The sequence below is a fragment of the Microbacterium sp. C5A9 genome (assembly GCF_022627955.1).
Lineage (GTDB): Bacteria > Actinomycetota > Actinomycetes > Actinomycetales > Microbacteriaceae > Microbacterium.
Window position 1 is genome coordinate 12943 of sequence record NZ_JABXGD010000007.1, and the last position, 20236, is coordinate 33178.

The following is a 20236-nucleotide window of genomic DNA, read 5'->3' on the forward strand; positions in this document are numbered from 1 at the left end:
GCGTGCTGCAGGGTGAGGTCACCAAAACGGTAGGTGCAGGCGTCGTCTACACGCGGCAATGGACGGTCGAGCTGATGCTCGATCTGGCCGGTTACACTCCAGATCGCGATCTGGTCGGTGGAACTATCGTGGAGCCGTCTTGTGGCGAGGGCGCTTTTCTGATTGAGATTGTCCGTCGTCTTCTCGTATCGGCGACGAGTCGGGCGGTGCCGATTCGTGATCTTGTCAATGCCGTCCGTGCATTCGAAATCGATGGGCGAGCAGCGAACATGGCGCGAGCGAGAGTCAAGTCCGTTCTTTTGGAAGCGGCGGTTGACCCGGAGATAGCCGAGTCGCTCACAACAGCTTGGATCCTCGAGCGCGATTTCCTGCTCGAGGCGCCCAGTGAGAGTTCGGCAAGATGGGTTGTCGGGAACCCGCCATACGTGCGTGTTGGCGAAGTCGACCACGACTTGGCCGTTCGTTACCGCAACTTGTGGCCGCTGATGCGGCGTCGAGCGGATCTCTACATCGGCTTTTTTGAAGCGGGCCTACGTAGCTTGGAAGACGGCGGTGTCCAGGTCTTCATCGCCCCTGATCGTTGGATGCGAAATCAATATGGAGAGCCGCTAAGACGCCTTCTCGATGAGGATTTCGCGCTGGAGTTGGTGGTGGATCTTCACTCAACGCAGCCCTTTGCTTCGCGGGTTGCGGCTTACCCTGCAGTCACTGTCATTCGCCGCAGCCCCCCTAGCAGCACGGATGTACTTCGGGTTCGCAAGGGAGTCGAGTCGGTAACTAGTGGGATGATCACTCAAGGCCGAGCGGCTACTCAAGAGCCGCTGATAGAGCGAAGCGAGTTGCTTCGCGAGAGCGGACACCGATGGGCATTCGCGCCGCAGGCTCATGTCGAACGTTTGCGGCGTTCATCTTCCACTTTTCTATCCTTGGAGGAGACTGGCGCGGTTGTGCGTGCTGGTATCGCAACCGGCGCGGATAGAGTTTTTGTCACGTCAGATTCGACTCTTGTCGAGAGGGCCGCGTTGACGCCGGTAGTGGGGCCGAAAGATCTTCGATCGGGAGAGCTCAGCTGGGTTGGTCGTTATCTGGTGAATCCGTGGCGGGATGGGGATCTGTTGCCACTTGCGAGTCAGGATCTTCCTAGATTGTTCTCATATTTTGAGGATCATAAGCGAGAGCTCCAGAATCGCTATGTCTCGAGGCGAAACCCTGAAACATGGTGGAGAACCATCGATCGCCCAGTAGACGAGAACTGGCGAAGACCAAAACTACTTATCGCGGACATCAATCACCAGATCGAACCCGTCTTGGCTGGGGAAGAGTTTCTTCCGCTGAACACGTTGTTCTACATCACTTCGTCGACCTGGGACCTTGAAGTTCTCGGAGGGCTCCTAATGTCGGAGACCGCGGGTGATTCGGTGCGCGCCTATTCAGTAGCGATGTCGTCCGGCAGCCTGCGAATGAGCGCGCAATACCTTCGTCTACTCCGCATACCGGCTCCCGACGAGATATCCGCTGAGGATGCGAAGCGTCTAACAACTGCCTTCAGGTCGCGAGACCGTGGAGAAGCATCCCGCATAGGCGCGAGACTTCTTGGGGGTTAGAGCCTCGATGGCTCCTTTCGCCCGTCCAGCACGACCGCCTGGATGCGAACGTCGGACGACGCTGATCGAGGAGTGCGGTCTGGGGCTGTGTGTTCGTTGGGATTGATTCGGATGGGCTCGCAGAACTCATGACGTTGGTGGACAGCGGAGTGCTCACTTTAGAGGTCACTGCTCGCCTCCCGCTCACGGAGCTTCCTCAAGGCGTACCCGTCCATGCGTCTGAATGGACGGTGCGGAGTCCGCGGTCTCGCTCAGGGAGCCAGGCGGCTATACCCGCTCCCGCCAGCTAATCCCCCGCCCGGCAATCCGTCTCCCGGCCTCCTCCGCCGCCACCGGCTCCCCCACATCCGCACCGACTTCAAGCCCGACGACCGAGTGCACGATCGTCCCGTCGTACACGTGCACGAGGTTGTACCCCTGCGCAGCATCCTGCCCGCGCGTAGCTCCGACCGGCTGAGCCAGATCCTGCCCGTACGCACTCGACGACGCCGCCGCCACGGGAATCCCGGCGAACGTCCCGAACGACGGGTGGTGCACATGCCCCGACAGGATGCCCCGCACGTCCGACCCGGCCAGCACTGCCGCCAGCGCGGCTTGCTCCCGCAGCTCCACCGTCACCGCGAGGTCGAGCACGGTCGGCAGCGGCGGGTGATGGATCAGCAGCAGCGACCCCTCCGGCGCAGGCGTCGAAAGCTCGGCCGCCAACCACTCCAACTGCGCCTCATCGACCCGCCCCCAGTGCTCCCCGGGAACGGTCGAATCCAGCACGATCACCCGCATCCCCCCGAACCAGCGCACCTCGACCACAGCATCCGAAGGTCCCCCCGCAAGCCCCAACTCCGCCCGCATCGCCCCGCGCTCATCGTGGTTTCCCATGGCCCAGACCACATCGCAACCCAAAGAAGCAACCGCCGGCGCCACCAACTCCCGCAACCGCCGATACGACGACGCGTCCCCTCGATCCGCGAGATCCCCCGTGAACAACAGCGCATCAGGGCGAAGCCCCGAATCCACCAGCCGCGACAGCACAGAAGAGAGGTTGGCATCGGCATCCGCCCCGCTGCCATACAGCGGCGCGCGTTCACCGGGAAGGTGCGTATCGGAGATGTGCACGAAGGTGTGCGACGGGCGAGAGTGTTCGGTGAGGATCATTTCTCTTCCAGTGAGACGACGTACAGGTACAGATGAGAAGTCAGAGGGCGGCGGCGGTCGTTCCGGGCACGAGGGTTCCGACGAACGGCTGCCTGACGGTGGGCACGGCATCGGCATCCGATCCCGAAAGCAACCGCTGCATCGTCTCGACAGCAGCGGCAGCCACGGCCTCGACCGGAATCCGCAGCGTCGTCAGCCCCAGCAGGTCGGCCCCGGGAAGGATGCCGTCGCACCCCGTCACACTCACATCGCCGGGCACCGACAGCCCCGCATCCCGCAGGGCCCGCATGACGGCGAGCTGCCGGTAGTCCGACGCGCACATCACGGCCGTGGCTCCGGCGCGCACGGCATCCAGCGCCTCATCCACGCCATCGGTCGGCGCGGCACCCACGGACAAGAGGGTCACGGACGCCCCGCCGGCACGCAGAGTCTGCTCCATCGCCGTCGCCCGCAGATGTTCCGCCAGCGAGACGTCCTCCGCACCAGACAGCACGACCACCCGACTGTGCCCGAGCGACAGCACGTGCGACGCCAGCAGCTCTCCATGCGAGGGATCGTCGTAGTGCGCGGTATGAATCCCCTCAGCCGTCTCGACCCGACCCGCGCGCACGATCGGCACCTGGTCGGCGAACGGCGCGAGCTGCGCGGCCGTGATCCCACCGGTCGCGACGATCAACCCCGCGACGCGCATGCCGAGCAGCCGGTGCAGCGCGTTGACCTGCTCGGCGCCCTGCTCGTCGGCGCCGATCGTCACGGTCACCAGGTCGAGGCCGCGCCGGTGCGCCTCATCCTGCAGCCGCGAGAACAGCAGACCGTAGGCCGGGTTGCTCGCGTCGCGCAGCATCAGCCCGACCGTGCCGGTGCGCCCGGCGGCGAGCTCGGCGGCCATCGTGTTGCGCACGTATCCGAGGCGCTCGGCCTCGGCGAGAATCCGCTCCTGGGTCTCGGGAGCGAACCGCCCCTCGCCCTTGAGCGCCCTCGTCGCGGTGGCCCGGGAGACCCCGGCAGCGGCCGCCACATCGCTGATCGTCACCCGCAGCGCGGGCCGCTCGTCAGAACTCACGCGCGAGCCTTCTTGCTCTTGCGGGGCGCTCCGCCGCGCGAACCTCGTCCATACACGAGATACATGGTGACACCCATGATGATCATCAGCAGCACTGTGTAGACGAACGTGATCGGCATCGCATCGAGGTTGTTCTCGCCGCGCGTGCTCTCCTGAATCGCCACACCCAGCGGCTTGAACAGCGGGTGGTAGAGGAAGATCGCCGCGTCGTAGTCGTCGAGCAGGCTGTTGAAGTTCAGCGCCGTGATCGCCGCGGCCGTCGGCAGCACCAGCGGGATCAGCACCCGACGGAACGTGGTGAGCGACTTCGCCCCGAGGATGCGCGAGGCGTCTTCGAGCGAATCGGGCACCGACGCGAACCCGGCCTTGAGCAGGCGCAGGGTGAACGGGATCTTCACGCAGATGTACGCGATGAGCAGCAGGATCGGCGTTCCGGTGAGCACGAGGCCGCCCACGATCGCCCGTGGCTGATCGAACGCGGTCACCAGCGCGAGCGCGATGAGCACGATCGGCAGGATCCACGGGATGTGCAGCACGTACTCGATCGCGGTGGTCAGCAGGTTGCGGTGCTTCTGCAGCATCCGCGCCACGAACAGCAGTCCGCCGACGACGACGATGGAGGCGACGGCGCTGTAGACGACGCTGACGATGAACGGACGGAGCGCCGCGGCGCTCGAGAACACGGTGATGTAGTTGTCGAGCGTGAAGCTGTCGAGCGTGATGGACCCGGCGAGGATGCTGCGCGCATCGACGAACGAGAAGATCACGATCAGCACCACCGGGATCAGGTAGATCACCCACAGCAGATACGCGACGACGTGCACGACGACGTTCGCGAACGGGTTGCGGATCTTCTGCTTCTGAATCGGCGTCGCGACCTTCGCGACCGAGAAGTACACCCCCGACTTCTCGAAGCGGTTCATGACCGCGAGCAGGATGATCGTCGCGATGCCGAGCACGATCGCCAGCAGCGCGGCGATGTCACGCGTGATGGGGCTGCGCGAGAGGTCGATGATGAGCGGCGCGACGGTCTGGAAGTCGGGCCCGCCGAGCACGAGCGGCGCGGTCAGCGCGCCGAGTCCGATGAGGAACGTCAGCACGGTCACGGCGAACAGCATCGGCTTCATGACCGGCAGCACGATGCGGCGCAGGATCGTCCACGTCGAGGCGCCCATGAGCTTGGCCGCCTCGATCGACGCGTAGTCGACCTTGCCGAGCGACGACGACAGGAACAGCATGTGGTTGGTCGTGGTCGCGAACGTCATCACGAACACGACCGCGAAGTACCCCGAGAACCAGTCGCGGTCCATGTCGGGCCACCAGTTGACCATCATGTTCGTGAAGAACCCGAACCGGCCGTAGATGAAGTTGTAGCCGGCGGCCAGCACGATGCCGCCGTAGATGAGGGTGGTGGCGTAGCCGAGCCACAGGACCTTCGCGCCGCGCACCTGGAAGTACTTCGTCACCAGCACGATGAACACACCGACCACGTTGACCGTGATCGACAGGGTGATCGCGAGCAGGAAGCTGTTGCCGAGCGTCTTCAGCGCACGCTCGCTGCCGAACAGCTTCTCGACGGCGCGGATGCTGAACTGCCCGTCGGGGAAGAACGTGACCCCGAGCAGGGCGGCGTTCGGCAGCACGAGGAATGCCGCCGCGAACCAGATCACGATGATGCCGGTCACCCACGCGAGCGGGGAGCGGAGCATCGCCCGCACACTGCCGGGGCGACCTCTCGTGCGGAGCCGCGGTCCCGCCGTCTGACCCTCGACGACAGCGGTGGTCGTCAAGGAGCCGGCTTCTCCGGTCACGGCCGCTGAGGGCGGGACCGCGGGGTCTGTGTGGTTCTGGGGAGTCTGATCCGACATGTCACGCCGCCGGGTACTGCAGGATCCAGCGGGGGTCGACGTCGACGCGCACCGCGTCGCCCGGGTTCCACGGGCGAGCGCTCGCCGCGGCGGGCACGCTCACGCGCAGCGGAGCATCCTCGGCCTTCACCGTGTAGACGCTGTGGCTGCCGTGATAGGTGCGGTCGACGATGGTGCCCTCGAGAGAGGCGGGTGCCGTCGAGCTGTCGCCGGCGCCGGCGAGGTGCAGCTTCTCGGGCCGCACATACGTCTGCGCCGTGGCATCCAGACCGGTGCCGAGGCTCGTGATCTGCGCCGGGCTCAGCCTGTTGTTCTCGCCGATGAACCGGCAGACGAACGGCGTCGCGCTGCGGTCGTAGATCTCCTCGGGGGTGCCCACCTGCTGCAGCGTTCCCGCATCGAGCACGGCGATGCGGTCGCTGAGGGTCAGCGCCTCCTCCTGATCGTGGGTGACGTAGACCGTGGTCACGCCGACCTCGTGCTGCAGGTCTTTCAGCTGCTCGCGCAGCTGCACGCGCAGCTTGGCGTCGAGGTTCGACAGCGGCTCGTCGAGAAGCAGGATGCTGGGGGTCAGCGCGAGCGCGCGGGCGATGGCCACGCGCTGCTGCTGCCCGCCCGAGAGCTCGGACACGTTCTTCTCGAGCTGCGAGAGCGCGAGTCCGGTGCGGTCGGCGACCTCGTCGACGCGGCGGCGCTGCTCGGCCTTGGGCGTCTTCTGGATCGACAGCCCGAACGCGATGTTCTCGCGCACGTTCATGCTCGGGAACAGCGCGTAGTTCTGGAACACCATGCCCACGCCGCGCTTCTCGCTGGGCACGCGCGTCACGTCGCGGCCGTTGATGTGGATGCGCCCGCCGGTCGGCTCGACGAACCCGGCGAGGGCGCGCAGGGCGGTGGTCTTGCCGCACCCGGACGGACCCAGGAGGGTGAAGAACTCACCCTCCTGGATCTCCAGATCGAGATGCGAGACCGCGTGGTGATCGCCGAACGCGACCTCGACGTCTTCGAAACGGATCATGGTGTCTTTTCCGGTGTCTCTCTCGCGGGGGTCGGTTGGCTCAACCGATGTACTCGAGCGTGACCTTCTCGACCCACGCTCCGAGGTTCTCGCTCACGAAGCCGAAGTCGATGTCCTGACGGTCGAGCGTGCCCATGAGCTCGACGACCTCGGCGTTGGCCTTGTCGATCGCGTTCTCGTTCACGGGCATCGCGTTGAACTCGGCCGCGAATTCGCCCTGCACCTCGGCGCTGCCGAACCAGTCGATGAACTCCTGCGCCTTGGCCTCGTTGCCCGTGCCGGCGATCTGGGCGATCTGCTCGGTCACGTACGGCACGCCGTAGTCGGGCACGATCATGCCGGTCGTGGTGCCGTACTCCTCGTCGCGGGCCGAGATGCCGCTCGACGGGATGACGCCGTAGTCGATCTCGTCGCGCGAGATGCGGGCGTACAGGTCGGTGCCCTCGACCGCGGGCGAGCCGTTCGCGTAGTACGACTTCACGAGATCCCAGCCCTCGTCGCTGACACCCAGGTCGCCGTCCTCATCGAGGTGGCGCGACAGGATGCTGGCGAGCACGAGCTGCGGGGTGGCCTGGCCGAGCGCGGGGTTGACCTCGTAGCGGCCCGCATACTCCTCGTCGGTCCAGAGGTCCTCCTCGTCGGAGGGGGCGTCGGTGATCCTGTTCTCGTCGTAGACCGTGACGATGGCCTGCTCGACGAGCGGCCAGAACGCGCCGTCGGCGGGGTCGCCCGCGTCGGCGGGAACCTCTCCGCTCCACTCGGGCTCGTAGGCGGTGATCGCCTCTTCGCTCTTGAGCTGCTCGAAGAACATGTTGTTCAGGCCGAACACGACGTCGCCGACCGGGTTGTTCTTCTCGGCGATGATGCGGTTGGTGAGGTCGGCGCCGCCGAGACCCACGATCTCGATGTCGATGCCGGCGTCTGCCGCCTGCTCGGTGATCCACTCGCCGCGGCCGTCGCTGTTCGAGTTCGTGTAGACGATGAGCGTCTCGTCGGAGCCGCCCTCGCTCGAGCCGCCGTCGGACTCGGTGCTGCCGCCCGCGCATCCGGTCAGGGTCACGGCCGCCACGGCCGCGATACCCAGGAGAGACCAGCGCTTCTTTCGGATGTCGACCATGGTCGCCTTTCTCGTCATCGAGGAATGTCTGATCTGACTGTACCTCGGTGTTGTGGTTTCCGTACAATGATCTGTCTGATTCTTAGCCGCGTTCGCGCGACCGCACTCAAGATAGGCGGCGGAGATGAACACCGAGAAAGCGGGGGATGAACGGTGGTGCGTGTCGCGGCGCGCTGCGGCGTTACTCGAACCCGCCCGACAGCCGTCCCCGCATCCGCTGACTGCTCTCGTTCATCCCGACGATCTCGACCGTCTTCCCGAGTGCGGCGTACTTCGTCTCGATCGCGTCCAGCGCCGCGACGGTCGAGGCATCCCAGATGTGCGATCCCGACAGGTCGATCACCACGTGCTCGGGGTCGTCCGAGTACTCGAACAGCGTCGTCAGGTCGTTGCTCGACGCGAAGAACAGCTCGCCGTTCACGACGTAGGTGACGGAATCATCCGACGGGGAAAGAGTCCGGGCGACCGAGACGAAATGCGCCACGCGTCGCACGAACAGCACCGACGCGACGAGCACGCCGCCGACGACGCCCACCGCGAGGTTGTGCGTGAGGAGCACGAGTACGACGGTCGCGATCATGACGAACGTCTCGCTCTTCGGCATCCGCTTCAGAGTCGAGGGCTTGATGCTGTGCCAGTCGAACGCGCCGATCGCGACCATGATCATGACGGCGACGAGGGCGGCCATCGGGATCGTGCCGACGAAGTCGCCGAACACCACGACCAGCAGGAACAGGAAGACACCGGCGAAGAACGTCGAGATGCGCGTGCGCGCGCCGGATGCCTTGACGTTGATCATGGTCTGACCGATCACCGCGCATCCGCCCATGCCCCCGAAGAAACCCGACAGCATGTTCGCGATGCCCTGCGCCCACGATTCGCGACTCTTGTTCGAGTGGGTGTCGGTGATCTCGTCGACGAGCTTGGCGGTGAGCAGCGACTCCATGAGTCCGACCAGTGCGACCCCGAGCGCGAACGGCGCGATGATGCCGAAGGTCTCCCAGGTCCAGGGGATGTCGGGCAGGAACAGCGAGGGCAGGCTCCGGGGCAGCTCGCCCTGGTCGCCGACGGTCGGCACGGTGATGCCCATCGTGAGCACGACCGCGGTCACGATGATCACCGAGACGAGCGGAGCCGGCACGATCTTCGTGATCTTCGGCATCACGATCATGACGACGATTCCCAGCGCGACCAGCGGATACACCAGCCAGGGCACGTCGATAAGCTGGGGGAACTGCGAGCTGAACACGAAGATCGCGAGCGCGTTGACGAAGCCGACCATGACGCTGCGCGGGATGAACCGCATCAGCTTCGCGACGCCCAGCACCCCGAGGATCACCTGGAAGACGCCCGCGAGGATGACCGTGGCGATGAAGTAGTCGAGGCCGTAGGTCGGTGCGACCGGTGCGATCACGAGAGCCACGGCCCCGGTCGCCGCGGTCACCATCGCCGGGCGGCCGCCGAGGAACGCGATCGACACCGCCATGATGAACGACGAGAACAGGCCGACCTTCGGGTCCACACCCGCGATGACCGAGAACGCGATCGCCTCGGGGATCAGCGCGAGCCCGACGACGAGACCCGCGAGCACCTCGCGCGTCAGCATGCGGGGGCTCGTGAGCGCGTCGAGGACGGACGGCTTCGCCCGATAGCGGGCACGATCGTCGATCGCGGATGCAGACATGGGGGATGCTCCAGAGAACGCGGCCCGGGGTGAGGCCGACGTTCCAGCGTAGAGCGGATGCGGGGATGCCGCGTTCGTGCCGCTCTCTGCACCGTTCAGGGGTGAGGCGGATTCCTCCCCAGTGCCCGGGATCTCGGTGCCCGGTCGTCCGTCAGGGTTCATAGCCTCGCTCGCATGACCATTCAGATCCCTGTCCGCATGCCCGCCTTCGTGCCCGTCGAGCTCACCGTCGACGGCCACCCCGAGTTCGATCGCGCGATCGAGCTGCCCACTCGTGCGCCGCGGGAGTGGATCGTCGAGGCGTATCGGCTCAGTGTCGGGCTCGAGCCGCGGGAGGGCTCGGAGTACGACGGCATCGACGACTGCCACCACGACGAACCGTACGGGTACCCGTGGGCCGAGGTGCCCGACGCTGGCGACATACCGGGACTCCCGCACGACCCGATGATCGTCGTCCGGACGATGGACACTCCGCCGATCGGGACGCCGTGGGTGACGGTGTCCTCGGTCTCCGCTGCGTCCGGCGTGGCCTCGGAACCCGAGAGCGCGTCCGCTGGGACGCCGTCTGGCTGGCTCACGGCGGAGGCACCCTTCCGCGAAGACGACGTGAACCGGGAGCTGCTGCGTCGGCATGGCGTGGTGCAGCCGTACGTCGACGACAGCGATCTGTGGTTCGTCGACCCTCGACTCCCCGCCCCGTCTCCGATCTCGACCCTCGTGTCGGTGGTGACGCCGGCGCGCAGGCTGGCTCTGCTCGCGCATATCGACGCGACCGGGCTGCTGCGGCCGGCGGCGCCCGACTTCGGCGACGCGGAGTCGGCGCTCGCTGCAGTGGCGCGGCTGGTCGATCGGCTCGGCGCGGAAGGGATCGAGCAGGATGCGGAGGGCGGCTGGATCCCGCAGATCGAGATCGACAGGATCGTGAACGCGCTCGGTTGGGACGCGACTCTCGGCGAGGTGCGTGCCCGCGGTGAGGCTCTGGTCGCTTTCGCGCGCCGGGCGAGGCTGATCCGACGCTTCCGAGGCCGGGTGGTCGCGACCGCGCTGGCCCGTACGATCCGCGTTCCCGCCCCGCAGACACTCGAACGACTCGCCGCGATGGTCGTCTCCTCGGAGACCGGGTGGCACGACTCCCGGTCCTCACGGACGAAGGCGGCGGAGGCTGTCGCCCTGCTGGCGATCGCGGATGGGAGCGCAGACCGTCTCGACGATCTTCCGGGTCTCGTGGCGGCGGGATCGCACGCGTTCGCCGAATCGGATCTGCGGGTGCGCCTCGATGACGGGGAGCCTTCGGGGGAGGGCGTGGGCTCGTCCGGTGGGGAGGGCGAGGTCGCCACTCGGATGGGCGTGCTGTCGGCGCCGAACGCGTTCGGGATCGTCACCCCGGCGATGCGGGAGGTCGCGCGGTGCGCACTGCTCTCGGGATTCTCGAAAGAGTGTTATGCATGATCATGATTTCTGATAATGAGCAGTATGCGCGGTAAAGGTGCGTTCTGCATTGTGTTTCTGCTCCCCGATTTTGTGGGCACGCCATTCGCGGCGGATACTCATCCCATCCGCGCCGACCTTCTCGGCCGAGGAATCGACATGCACAGCACCCCTGTTCTCAGCCTTGATGCGACCATCGCCATCGTCGGCGCCGGCCGTCTCGGCGGCGTGCTCGCGCGGGCGCTCCGCGCGGCGGGCTTCGTCGTCCTCGGGCCTCTCCGCCGAGAAGACCGCGCTCCGGATGCCGACATCGCGCTGCTCTGCGTTCCGGACTCCGCGATCCCGGCAGTCGCATTCGCCGTCCGTCCCCATGTGCGACTCGTGGGGCACGTCTCGGGGGCGACGCCGCTCACCGACGTCGACTTCAGCGTCCACCCGCTGCAGACCTTCACCGGCGGCGAGACGCCCGACGTCTTCCACGGCATCGGCGCCGCTGTCGACGGCCGCACTCCCGAGGCGCTCGCCGTGGCCGAGCAGATCGCGGCAGCACTCGGGGCGCAGCCGTTCCGCGTCGACGATGCCCACCGCGCGGAGTATCACGCCGGCGCATCCTTCGCCTCGAACTTCGTGCTCACCGTGCTCGACACCGCGGAGCGGCTCGCCGGCCCGGCCGGGGTGGAACGGGCGCACCTCGCCCCGCTCGTGCGGCAGACCGTCGAGAACTGGGCGACGTCCGGCGCGGCGTCTGCGCTCACGGGACCCATCGTCCGGGGGGATGAGGAGACCGTGGCCCGGCAGCGTGCGGCATCCGCAGATGTCGTCGACCTGTTCGACGCGCTCGCCGCAGCCACCCGCGACATCGCCCACCCAGAGGTCGCCGATACGGACATGCCGGCAGAGGGGGCACGCGAATGAGAATCCTCCGTACGATCGCCGAGGTGCGCGCCGCCGTCGGCGCTGCACGCGGCGCGGGCGCGTCCGTCGGGCTGGTGCCGACGATGGGGGCCTTCCACGAGGGGCACCTGTCGCTCATGCGCCAGGCGCGCGCCGAGACCGGACTCGTCGTCGTCTCGCTGTTCGTGAACCCGACGCAGTTCGCGCCGAACGAAGACCTCAGCACCTATCCGCGCGACGAACACCGCGACGCCGCGCTCGCCGAAGCGGAGGGCGTCGACATCCTGTTCGCCCCCTCGCCCGCCGAGGTGTATCCCGACGGCTTCGCCACGAACGTCCATGTGGCGGGACTCACCGAGGTGCTCGACGGCGCGAGTCGCGGCGCGCATCACTTCGACGGGGTCGCCACCGTGGTCACCAAGCTGTTCGGCATCGTGACGCCTGACGTCGCGTACTTCGGTCAGAAGGACGCGCAGCAGGTGCTCGTGGTGCGACGCGTCGTCCGCGACCTCGACCTCGCCGTGCGCATCGAGGCCTGCCCGATCGTGCGCGAGCCCGACGGCCTCGCCATGAGCTCGCGCAACGTCTACCTCGACGCGGATGCGCGCGCGCGAGCGACTGCGCTGAACCGGGCGCTCGATGCGGCGGAGGCGGTACTCGGCTCCGGCGAGCACGGTGGCGAGCGTATCCTCGCGTCCGCTCGCGCCGTTCTCGTCGATGCGTCGATCGACGCCGAGTACCTGGAACTCCGCGATGCCGAGACCCTGCAGCCCGTGCGCGTGGTCGAGCGCGACGCGCTTCTGCTGGTGGCCGCTCGCGTCGGTGCGGCACGCCTGATCGACAACCACCTGCTGCGCGCCGGTGGCGCCGAGGAATCCCGAGGAGAGGCCGCCGCATGAGCGCCCATGCCACACCGACCCCGCGCCTGACCCTCGGCGACATCGCGAAGAAGAAGGCAGCCCGCGAACCGATCGTCATGGTCACGGCATACGACTATCCGAGCGCGCAGATCGCCGATGCGGCCGGCGTCGACATGGTGCTCGTCGGCGATTCGGGTGCGATGACCGTGCTCGGCTACGACAGCACGGTGCCCGTCACGATCGACGAGATGCTCATGCTGACGAAGGCGACGCGACGCGGGCTCACCCGTGCACTGCTCGTGGGAGATCTGCCGTTCGGATCGTACGAGGCGTCCGACGAGCTGGCGATCTCGACCGCGCAGCGCTTCGTCAAAGAGGCCGGAGTCGACCTCGTCAAGATCGAGCGCGGGGGCACCACCGTGCACCGTGCCCGCGCGCTCGTGAACGCGGGCATCCCGGTGGTGGGTCATGTCGGTCTGACGCCGCAGACCGCGACCGCGCTCGGTGGATACCGTGCTCAGGGGCGCACGGCCGAGGCCGCGCTCGCGGTGATCGACGATGCGCTCGCGCTGCAGGAGGCGGGGGTGTCGCTGATCGTGGTCGAGGCCGTGCCCTCGCAGGTTATGGCGGCTCTCGCCCCACTGCTGCGCGTTCCGACCATCGGCATCGGGGCAGGATCGGATGCCGACGGCCAGGTGCTCGTCTTCCACGACCTGCTCGGGATCTACGACGGCCCCGCCGCGAAGTTCGTCAAGCGCTACGCCGACGTGCGCGCGGCATCGGTCGCCGGGGTCGCGGCGTACGCGGCGGAGGTGCGGTCGGGCGTGTACCCGGCACCCGAGCACGGGTACGGGATGCCCGAGGGGGAGGCAGCGCGGCTGCGCGAGTCGCTCGACACGCGCTAGGCGATAGGCGACCGCCATTCGGCCGAGGCAGGCAACAGTCGGCGGTAGTCGTGCCGTTCGGCGGTAGGCAACCAGAGAGGGGTGCACGCCGCCGCGGCATCCGTCCTCTCCGTCTGATCGCGCGCCCGCATGCGGATCTGAATCGCATTCCGAGATACCGCGCGAGGCTGCGCGCGTCTGGATATCGTCCGCCATGAGCCCCGCATGCGCGGGGCAGGAGGCGAGGCGCCCGATGGCGGACATGTTCACCGAGATCACGATCCAGAGTGTCTCGGCATTCATCGGCGGAGGGGCGGTCGCGGCGATCCCTCCGATCGTCCAGCTCGTGCGCAGGCGGCGACGGGGCGCGCGGGATGCCGCGTCGGCAGCGGACGGCGTGGTGATCTTCCCCGGGTCGTCACTCGAAGACGTGGAGATCGACAACAGCAGACACGTCGACAACCGCCGGTACACCGACAGGAGCCGGCACGTCGTCGACAACCGCAGCACGGTCATCACCAACATCACGGAGTCCCGGGGCGCGGCAGGTACGGCGAGCGGTGCGTCCTCCACCGAGAGCACGTGGCTGATCGTGTTCGGGATGCTCGTCGCCGCCGCCCTCTTCGCGAACTACTACGTCGTCGTGAGCTGGTTCGCGCTCGGGCTCGGCGTGGGATTCGGGCTGACGGCGACTCTCGGTGTCATCCGCGCGCTGCGATGGAAGCTGTGGGACAGGCGCGCTGCGATAGTCCTGGCGGAATCGGCCCTCGCCGTGACCGCCGTGATCTGGACCTGGGTCGCGGTCTTCTCCTCGGAGCACGACGGGTCGACGCTCGAGACGCTGCGCGCACAGATGGCCGTCGACGTCGCCCAGACGCCCATCACCCCGGGACCGCTCGAATGGCCGCAGCGTCATCTCCTCGTGCCGATCGGCGCGTTCGTGAACGTCGCGATCGGAAGCGGACAGATGATCTTCCTCATCTCGCTGTTCGGCGCGTTCGTGCTGTCGTTCATGGTGATGCTGTTCGTGTGGGTGCGGCTCTACAACTGGTACGTCTATCTCGGCTTCCTGTTCGGTGTCGGCAGTGAGGGCGCCGCGAAACGCGCAGCACGGCATACGCAGCTCACCGTCGCCGACCTCGGAGTGGTCCTGATCATGGCGGCCATCGCGATCTTCTTCGCGAGCGGGATGTTCGTGGGGCTGGCCGACGCCGGCGTGCAGGCACCCGTGCCCGTGCCGACGGGCGGCTGATTCGCGCCCGGCCGAGCCGCGGGTGCTCGCGCTCCCCGTGGCGCGCCGTGTCAGGTGCTTCGTGTGGGGCGGCCTTCTCCCCGTGGGGAGGAGTTCTGGCGCGTGAGCGTCCGCCCATCGCGTTGTTCTCCGCCCATCACGGTTCGGTGTTCCCGTCCGTCGGGCTTTCCCGTCCGTCAGGATCCGCGTCCCTCAGACCTTTCCGCCCCGCGCATCCCCACCAGGCGCCGCAGTCCCCGGCCTGCGGCTCACTCCGCGCGGCGCACCCGCAGCACGAGGGCGATGATCGCGAGCACGATGACGACCGCGCCGTATCCGACGCACACGGTCTCCAGGCCCAGCGGACCGACGAGCGTGCCGGCGATGACGGTCGGCACGCCGAACGCCGAGTAGGCGAGCACGTAGATCACCGCGAAGGTGTCGGCGCGTTCGGTGGCGGGAATCCGCGGTGCGAGCGAGGCGACGACCCCCGAGAACGCCGTGCCGAAGCCCATGCCGGTGACGGCGGTGGCCGCGAGATAGAAGGGGAGCGATGCCACGCTCAGGGCGACGAGCGAGAGCGCGGTTCCCGTCGCCAGGGCGGCCGTGCCGAAGAGCACCGAGGTGCGGGGGCGGCGATGCCGCAGGAGGAACGCCGTGATCGCGCCGACGCCGGCGAGCATTCCGACCGCGAGGCCCTGCCACGAGTGCGCTTCGCCGCCGAGTTCGCTGTGCACGATCGTGGCGCCGAGTGACAGGAAGAGCCCGCCGGTCGCCCAGCCCGCGATGACCGCGGGGGCGCCGCGCCAGAAATCTCCGCGCACGCTGGCGGGGATCGAGAGGCGGAACCGCAGCGACGACCACGCACCGGGGCGGCGCGGTGCCGTCTCGGGGGCGAGGAGGAACAGGCCGGCGAGGATCACGTAGATCGCGGTGAGCGGTGCGAAGACATCGAGCAGCGGTTCGCCCGTGACATCGAGGGCGATGCCGGCGAGGATCGCGCCGAGCCCGAGTCCGATTCCCGGACTCAGGGCGTTCCAGAGCGCGGCGATGCGGGCCTTCCCCGCGGGCGCGAGGTCGAGCGCCGCGGCCGAGAGGGTCGAGATGAGCACGCCGCTCGCCGCACCCTGCAGGATGCGCGCGAGCACGAGGGTCGCCACGGTGTCGGCGTGCCAGAACAGGAGCATGCTCGCGCCGAGGAGCAGGAAGCCCGCGATGGCGACCGGTCGGCGGCCGATGTGGTCGGAGAGGGATCCCGCGCTGAGCAGCGCGAGCAGCAGCGCGATCGCGTAGACGGCGAAGACCGCGCTGATCACGATCGAGTCGAAGCCGATCTCGGCCGCGAGGACGGGGTAGAAGGGCGACGGGGCGCTCGCCCCGACCATCATCGCGATCTGAGCCGTGATCGCCAGCGCGAATCCGAAGCGCGACCGAGGGACGGATGCTGTCGCGACGGGTGTCGGGGCTGTCATCGTCATGCGGGCTCCTCGGGTCAGGGGGCGATGTGCACCGGTCGGGACCGATAGGTTCGAGAATCATCGAACTGTTGGAGCGTACTCGCCCTCACGCGATTGTTCAACTATTCTCGAACCATGCCCGGTGACCTCCCGCATCCGGATCGCTCCGAGATCCGCCTGACCGACGTGCTGTTCGCGCTCAGCGACCCCGAGCGGCTCGCGATCGCTCGACAGCTCGCCGATGGCCCGCTCGACATGGCCGAGTGCCACGCGACCGACCCGAACCTGCCGAAGTCGACCAAGTCGCACTTCATGAAGGTGCTGCGCGAGGCCGGCGTGATCCGCAATGAGCCGAACGGGCGGCGGCGCATGCTCACCCTTCGGCGCGATGATCTGGACGCACTGTTCCCCGGGCTGGTGGAGTCGGTGCTCCGCGGATGATCTGAGGTCCGCTTCCCATCTGTGCGGGCACCTCAGCCGGTGAGAGCGCGCTCGTTCCCCGGGTGCGTCGACTCGGCGAGGGCCGGATGCGGCTCGGTCAGGAGGCGACCTGGGGCAGGCTGGCGGCGCGCGGCGGTTCGACCTCGGCCCACACGGCGTCGAGTGACAGGTGCAGCACCCCGGCGACGGCGGCGATCGTCGAGAACGACGGCGTGGCGACGCGGCCCGATTCGATCTTGCGCAGCGTCTCCGGCGAGATCCCGGCGTCGAGGGCGACGCTCAGCATCGACCGCGAGCCTCGCGCGCGACGCAGCAGGGCGCCGAGGCGCTCGCCGCGTTCGACGTCGGCGGGAGTGAGCGGCAGGCGAACCATCATGCACCCATACTAATACCGGGATAGTATTACCGGTCATGATCGAAATCCTGAATGCAGAGCAACTCGACAGGGCGCGCGAGACCGGTGCGCTGGTCGGCTCGATACTCCAGACGCTCCGGGGGAGGGCCGTGGTCGGGGTGAACCTGCTCGACCTCGATCGGTGGACCAGAGAGATGATCGAACGTGCCGGCGCCGAGTCCTGCTACGTCGACTACGCGCCGTCGTTCGGCCGCGGACCGTTCGGCCACTACGTCTGCACGGCGGTCAACGACGCGGTGCTGCACGGGATGCCGTACGACTACGTCCTCGCCGACGGCGACCTGCTGACGCTCGACCTGGCGGTGACGCTGCACGGCGTCGCGGCCGACGCGGCGATCAGCTTCGTGGTCGGCTCGAACCCCGCAGCGGACGACCTCGCGATGATCGCCGCGACCGAGCGGGCGCTCGCGGCCGGCATCGCCGCGGCTCGACCGGATGCCCGCATCGGCGACCTGTCGCACGCGATCGGCTCCGTGCTGGCGGCCGCCGGGTACCCGATCAACCTCGAGTTCGGCGGACACGGGATCGGGTCGACGATGCATCAGGACCCGCATGTCGCGAACGATGGGCGCGCCGGGCGCGGCTACAGGCTGCGCCCCGGACTCCTCCTGGCGCTCGAGCCGTGGGTCATGGCCGACACCGACGTGCTCGTGACGGATGCCGACGGCTGGACTCTGCGCAGCGCGACGGGCTGCCGCACGGCGCACACCGAGCACACCATCGCGATCACCGACGACGGGGCCGAGATCCTGACCCTCGCGCGATGACCCTCGCGCGATGAGTCCTGCGCGGTGATTCCTCCGCGGTGACCGGCGCGCTCAGTTCCCGCGTGACCTGCTGCGCACCCGGCGCGCGGCGCGGCCGGCGAGATCCTTGAGTCGGCCGCCGGGCCAGACGCGGCGCAGCTCGACCGCACCGCCCCGCGTCGCGACGGGGGTGCAGGTACGGCCGGCGAGCAGCGGCGAGTGGCCGGCTCCGGCGAGCGTCGCGGCATCCGACTTCAGGGGAACATCGAACGTCCACCCGGCCCGTCGCACCTTGACGAGCAGTCGTGCCCCGCGCGTCTGATCCGAGGGGCCGAACACCTTCAGGGGGTCGATCGCGAGCGTCACGGTGCTGCGGTCCTGCAGCGACGATGTGGCGATGCGGCGCTCGTCGCCGGTGGTCGTGTCCTGCAGGAACAGCTCCACCTGATCGTTGCCGAGCTCGCGGCCCGCGAGCAGCAGGTCGGACGGCAGATCGGCGGCCGAGAACGGGAGAGAGGTGAGTCGACCCGAGCCGGGTTCGAACACGAGAGCCTCCGCGCCGTCGCGCGTGACGTCCACGCGGACCGTCAGATACAGGCCGCCGCCCCGCGACCAGCGCGCCTGCGTGACGGCCGCGCGGCACGACATCTCGGATTCGAAGCGTGCGAACTCCACCAGATCGTCGCGGCGGTTCGAGCGGAGCAGCGCAGCGCGGATCCGCTGCGGGAAAGCCAGGCCGCCGTCGACGCCCGGGCCGAAGCGGCGCTGAGACAGCGGCACGACTACGGCGAGAAGGCGCGTCCGGTAGTCGGCGGGGTAGGCGACCATCCGCTTTCCCGACAGCCGCTTGAGGATCTTGCCGCGGAACCAGTGCCGCAGCAGCCGGTCGCGCAGGCGCCCCGGTGCCGTGTACTCCTCCACGAGGTCGAGGACCGCCTCGAGATGCGGGAAGTACGATTCCGGGTCGATGCGCGACGAGCTCGCGCTGCCCGGCTGCTTGACCCACGCGTAGCAGGGCTCGCTCGCGAAGATCGAGATCGTCTCGGCCTCGAAGTACGCCCGCATCACGAACAGGTGGTCCTCGAGCCGCACCTTGCCCTCGGGGAAGCGGATGCCGCGGTCGCGCAGGAACTCGGTGCGGAACATCTTGTGCGGCGTCAGCATCTCGAGCAGCGGATCCTCGCCGAGGCGTGCACGCGGCACATCGCGGCGGAAGATCCTGCTCGGCAGGCGCCGTCCGATCCCGACCTCCTTGCCGACGATCACATCGGATCCGTGAGCATCGGCGAAGTCGCACAGTCGCTCGAGCGCGGAGTCGAACAGCCAGTCGTCCTGATCGACGAACTGCACGTAGGTGCCCCGCGCGGCCTCGACGCCCCGGTTGCGCGGGGTTCCCGGCCATCCGGAATGCGGCAGATCCAGCACGCGGACGTTCGGGCGGTCGGCGGCCACGGCTGCGAGCAGCTCGCGGGTCTCTTCGCCCGATCCGTCATCGCACAGCAGCACCTCGAACAGCGACGCGTCCAGGGTCTGCCGGTCCAGCGACGCGATGAGCTCGTCGATGGCCTTTCCGGGGCGGAACACGGGCACGACGACACTCACACGCAGATTCGACATCCTGTGCAGTCAAACATCATGACCTGTGGAGCACACGGGGGTTGCATTCAGGTCGGCGTGCGTGCTGGCATCCGAACTCCCACCACACACTCAGCCTTAACGATATATCGTTGACTATCGCTCACCACTCCAGGGAGGTCACCATGAACAACGCATTCCCCTCGAACCCCTTCGGCGGATCCGGCTTCGGTGCAGGCTCCGGGGGTCCCGCATCCGCGATCTTCGATGCCATGGACCAGCTCCGCAAGAGCTTCGAGAAGTCCTTCGAACAGCGCCCGAGCGGCGGATCCCGCATGGCCAAGGGCGACGTCCGCACCGCTGTGCTGTCGCTGCTCGCCGAGAAGCCCATGCACGGCTACCAGATCATCAACGAGATCGCCGAGCGCAGCGGCGGATCGTGGAAGCCCAGCGCCGGCTCGGTCTACCCCACCCTGCAGCTCCTCGCCGACGAGGGCCTCATCGAGGCCGACGAGCAGAACGGTCGCAAGACCTACTCGCTCACCGAGGCGGGCCGCGAGGTCGCGGTCGAGAGCACCGAGACCCCCGCACCGTGGGAGTCGCAGTCCAAGGGGGAGGGTCTGCACGACAACCCCCGCTACAGCGCGCTCCCCAAGGCGGGCGTCGACCTCGCCGCCGCGGCAGCGCAGGTCGGACGCAGCGGCAGCACCGAGCAGGTGCAGCAGGCGGTCGAGATCCTCGACGAGGCTCGCCGTAGGCTGTACACGATCCTCGCTCAGGACTGATCGCACTCGACCCA

At 67.9% G+C, this 20236-nt stretch carries 18 protein-coding genes; 9 read left to right on the top strand and 9 right to left on the bottom strand.

Going from position 1 to position 20236, the window contains the following annotated elements:
* Positions 1 to 2 precede the first annotated feature (2 nt).
* Entirely contained in the window at positions 3 to 1604 is a 1602-nt protein-coding gene (locus tag HWD99_RS13600; protein WP_241796795.1) for an Eco57I restriction-modification methylase domain-containing protein, read from the top strand.
* A 267-nt stretch (positions 1605 to 1871) separates the two neighbouring features.
* Here HWD99_RS13600 and HWD99_RS13605 read toward each other — a convergent pair whose 3' ends face one another.
* The 6 genes from HWD99_RS13605 to HWD99_RS13630 form a co-directional block, all read right to left on the bottom strand.
* Positions 1872 to 2756, bottom strand: coding sequence for a metallophosphoesterase (locus HWD99_RS13605; protein WP_241796796.1), 885 nt, complete (start codon positions 2754 to 2756; stop codon positions 1872 to 1874).
* Positions 2757 to 2796: 40 nt separating this feature from the next.
* Positions 2797 to 3819 carry a LacI family DNA-binding transcriptional regulator gene (locus HWD99_RS13610; RefSeq protein WP_241796797.1) on the bottom strand — a complete coding sequence of 341 codons (1023 nt, stop codon included), beginning with the start codon at positions 3817 to 3819 and terminating at the stop codon, positions 2797 to 2799.
* Positions 3816 to 5609 (bottom strand): iron ABC transporter permease, encoded by a 1794-nt coding sequence (locus tag HWD99_RS13615; protein ID WP_308220733.1) that lies wholly within the window; start codon positions 5607 to 5609, stop codon positions 3816 to 3818. Before HWD99_RS13615 ends, HWD99_RS13610 begins: the two co-directional genes overlap by 4 nt.
* A 79-nt stretch (positions 5610 to 5688) precedes the next feature.
* Positions 5689 to 6705, bottom strand: a complete 1017-nt coding sequence (locus HWD99_RS13620; RefSeq protein WP_241796798.1) for an ABC transporter ATP-binding protein — start codon at positions 6703 to 6705, stop codon at positions 5689 to 5691.
* A 40-nt stretch (positions 6706 to 6745) separates the two neighbouring features.
* Positions 6746 to 7822, bottom strand: a complete 1077-nt coding sequence (locus HWD99_RS13625) for an extracellular solute-binding protein (RefSeq protein ID WP_241796799.1) — start codon at positions 7820 to 7822, stop codon at positions 6746 to 6748.
* Positions 7823 to 8003: 181 nt separating this feature from the next.
* Complete coding sequence (locus HWD99_RS13630; RefSeq protein WP_241796800.1) at positions 8004 to 9506, bottom strand: SulP family inorganic anion transporter; 1503 nt, start codon at positions 9504 to 9506, stop codon at positions 8004 to 8006.
* Positions 9507 to 9680: 174 nt separating this feature from the next.
* On the opposite strand from HWD99_RS13630, the gene HWD99_RS13635 reads away from it, so the two are divergent.
* From HWD99_RS13635 to HWD99_RS13655, 5 genes are all read left to right on the top strand, one after another.
* Positions 9681 to 10955: a hypothetical protein gene (locus tag HWD99_RS13635; protein WP_241796801.1), complete on the top strand. Its 1275-nt coding sequence runs from the start codon at positions 9681 to 9683 to the stop codon at positions 10953 to 10955.
* A gap of 138 nt (positions 10956 to 11093) precedes the next feature.
* Positions 11094 to 11849 (top strand): Rossmann-like and DUF2520 domain-containing protein, encoded by a 756-nt coding sequence (locus HWD99_RS13640; RefSeq protein WP_241796802.1) that lies wholly within the window; start codon positions 11094 to 11096, stop codon positions 11847 to 11849.
* The gene (gene panC, locus HWD99_RS13645) at positions 11846 to 12727 is read left to right on the top strand and encodes a pantoate--beta-alanine ligase (protein ID WP_241796803.1); all 882 of its coding nucleotides are present in this window, start codon (positions 11846 to 11848) and stop codon (positions 12725 to 12727) included. Before HWD99_RS13640 ends, panC begins: the two co-directional genes overlap by 4 nt.
* On the top strand, positions 12724 to 13593 hold the full coding sequence (gene panB, locus HWD99_RS13650) for a 3-methyl-2-oxobutanoate hydroxymethyltransferase (RefSeq protein ID WP_241796804.1): 870 nt from the start codon (positions 12724 to 12726) through the stop codon (positions 13591 to 13593). The genes panC and panB overlap by 4 nt, the downstream gene beginning before the upstream one ends.
* Before the next feature lie 232 nt (positions 13594 to 13825).
* On the top strand, positions 13826 to 14824 hold the full coding sequence (locus HWD99_RS13655; RefSeq protein ID WP_241796805.1) for a hypothetical protein: 999 nt from the start codon (positions 13826 to 13828) through the stop codon (positions 14822 to 14824).
* Positions 14825 to 15072: 248 nt separating this feature from the next.
* On the opposite strand, the gene HWD99_RS13660 is transcribed toward HWD99_RS13655, so the two are convergent.
* The gene (locus tag HWD99_RS13660) at positions 15073 to 16281 is read right to left on the bottom strand and encodes an MFS transporter (protein ID WP_241796806.1); all 1209 of its coding nucleotides are present in this window, start codon (positions 16279 to 16281) and stop codon (positions 15073 to 15075) included.
* 114 nt (positions 16282 to 16395) lie between these two features.
* Here HWD99_RS13660 and HWD99_RS13665 point away from each other — a divergent pair, with 114 nt between their 5' ends.
* A complete protein-coding gene (locus HWD99_RS13665; protein ID WP_241796807.1) occupies positions 16396 to 16701 on the top strand; it encodes a helix-turn-helix transcriptional regulator in 306 nt (101 codons plus the stop codon).
* A 97-nt stretch (positions 16702 to 16798) separates the two neighbouring features.
* On the opposite strand, the gene HWD99_RS13670 is transcribed toward HWD99_RS13665, so the two are convergent.
* A complete protein-coding gene (locus HWD99_RS13670) occupies positions 16799 to 17074 on the bottom strand; it encodes a helix-turn-helix domain-containing protein (RefSeq protein ID WP_241796990.1) in 276 nt (91 codons plus the stop codon).
* 38 nt (positions 17075 to 17112) lie between these two features.
* On the opposite strand from HWD99_RS13670, the gene map reads away from it, so the two are divergent.
* Positions 17113 to 17883: a type I methionyl aminopeptidase gene (gene map / locus HWD99_RS13675; RefSeq protein WP_241796808.1), complete on the top strand. Its 771-nt coding sequence runs from the start codon at positions 17113 to 17115 to the stop codon at positions 17881 to 17883.
* 51 nt (positions 17884 to 17934) lie between these two features.
* On the opposite strand, the gene HWD99_RS13680 is transcribed toward map, so the two are convergent.
* Positions 17935 to 19479: a glycosyltransferase family A protein gene (locus HWD99_RS13680; RefSeq protein ID WP_241796809.1), complete on the bottom strand. Its 1545-nt coding sequence runs from the start codon at positions 19477 to 19479 to the stop codon at positions 17935 to 17937.
* A gap of 143 nt (positions 19480 to 19622) precedes the next feature.
* Here HWD99_RS13680 and HWD99_RS13685 point away from each other — a divergent pair, with 143 nt between their 5' ends.
* The gene (locus HWD99_RS13685) at positions 19623 to 20222 is read left to right on the top strand and encodes a PadR family transcriptional regulator (RefSeq protein WP_241796810.1); all 600 of its coding nucleotides are present in this window, start codon (positions 19623 to 19625) and stop codon (positions 20220 to 20222) included.
* The last annotated feature ends 14 nt before the right edge of the window (positions 20223 to 20236 follow it).

Bases quoted from the DNA above. Each gene is read 5' to 3' on its own strand.
- HWD99_RS13660 (WP_241796806.1), bottom strand. From the start codon at position 16,281: ATGACGATGACAGCCCCGACACCCGTCGCGACAGCATCCGTCCCTCGG.
- HWD99_RS13635 (WP_241796801.1), top strand. From the start codon at position 9,681: ATGACCATTCAGATCCCTGTCCGCATGCCCGCCTTCGTGCCCGTCGAG.
- HWD99_RS13625 (WP_241796799.1), bottom strand. From the start codon at position 7,822: ATGGTCGACATCCGAAAGAAGCGCTGGTCTCTCCTGGGTATCGCGGCC.
- HWD99_RS13670 (WP_241796990.1), bottom strand. From the start codon at position 17,074: ATGGTTCGCCTGCCGCTCACTCCCGCCGACGTCGAACGCGGCGAGCGC.
- map (WP_241796808.1), top strand. From the start codon at position 17,113: ATGATCGAAATCCTGAATGCAGAGCAACTCGACAGGGCGCGCGAGACC.
- HWD99_RS13655 (WP_241796805.1), top strand. From the start codon at position 13,826: ATGGCGGACATGTTCACCGAGATCACGATCCAGAGTGTCTCGGCATTC.
- HWD99_RS13630 (WP_241796800.1), bottom strand. From the start codon at position 9,506: ATGTCTGCATCCGCGATCGACGATCGTGCCCGCTATCGGGCGAAGCCG.
- panB (WP_241796804.1), top strand. From the start codon at position 12,724: ATGAGCGCCCATGCCACACCGACCCCGCGCCTGACCCTCGGCGACATC.
- HWD99_RS13620 (WP_241796798.1), bottom strand. From the start codon at position 6,705: ATGATCCGTTTCGAAGACGTCGAGGTCGCGTTCGGCGATCACCACGCG.
- panC (WP_241796803.1), top strand. From the start codon at position 11,846: ATGAGAATCCTCCGTACGATCGCCGAGGTGCGCGCCGCCGTCGGCGCT.
- HWD99_RS13665 (WP_241796807.1), top strand. From the start codon at position 16,396: ATGCCCGGTGACCTCCCGCATCCGGATCGCTCCGAGATCCGCCTGACC.
- HWD99_RS13685 (WP_241796810.1), top strand. From the start codon at position 19,623: ATGAACAACGCATTCCCCTCGAACCCCTTCGGCGGATCCGGCTTCGGT.
- HWD99_RS13640 (WP_241796802.1), top strand. From the start codon at position 11,094: ATGCACAGCACCCCTGTTCTCAGCCTTGATGCGACCATCGCCATCGTC.
- HWD99_RS13680 (WP_241796809.1), bottom strand. From the start codon at position 19,479: ATGTCGAATCTGCGTGTGAGTGTCGTCGTGCCCGTGTTCCGCCCCGGA.
- HWD99_RS13605 (WP_241796796.1), bottom strand. From the start codon at position 2,756: ATGATCCTCACCGAACACTCTCGCCCGTCGCACACCTTCGTGCACATC.